The organism is Paenibacillus sp. JJ-223 (assembly GCF_927798175.1).
Classification (GTDB): domain Bacteria; phylum Bacillota; class Bacilli; order Paenibacillales; family Paenibacillaceae; genus Paenibacillus; species Paenibacillus hubeiensis.
The window spans coordinates 1-464 of sequence record NZ_CAKMMP010000047.1 but is presented as its reverse complement, the minus strand read 5'-3'; the positions used below and the strand labels follow the sequence as shown (position 1 = coordinate 464).

Sequence of the window (464 nt, the reverse complement as noted above, 5' to 3'; positions counted from 1 at the left end):
GTAGCCGTATCGGAAGGTGCGGCTGGATCACCTCCTTTCTATGGAGAATCGTCTTCTGCAACGAAGACATTCAAATAATGCAGACGTGATCTGCAACAACAATTGCTTATTCATTTGTTCAGTTTTGATGGAATTTGAGGGGCCATAGCTCAGCTGGGAGAGCGCCTGCCTTGCAAGCAGGAGGTCAGCGGTTCGATCCCGCTTGGCTCCACCAACGAATTTCATCTGAAATAGCTTGTTCTTTGAAAACTGGATATCGAAACGAAAAATGCGAATTAGAACATTCCTTTTCGGATGAATGCTTGTTCGGTTCAAGTAACCGATCAACAATCATCCTAGCTGAACTTGTGTCAACAAGTTTATATATTAGTGAAAACTGCATTGCTCATCCGAGCAATTGGTTAAGCTACTAAGAGCACACGGAGGATGCCTAGGCGCTAGGAGCCGATGAAGGACGTGGCGAA

Annotated in this window: 1 tRNA gene; it reads left to right on the top strand. The window is 45.5% G+C overall.

Going from position 1 to position 464, the window contains the following annotated elements:
• Nucleotides 1-138 precede the first annotated feature (138 nt).
• Nucleotides 139-214: transfer RNA gene (locus tag L6H98_RS31210), tRNA-Ala, on the top strand.
• Nucleotides 215-464 lie beyond the last annotated feature (250 nt).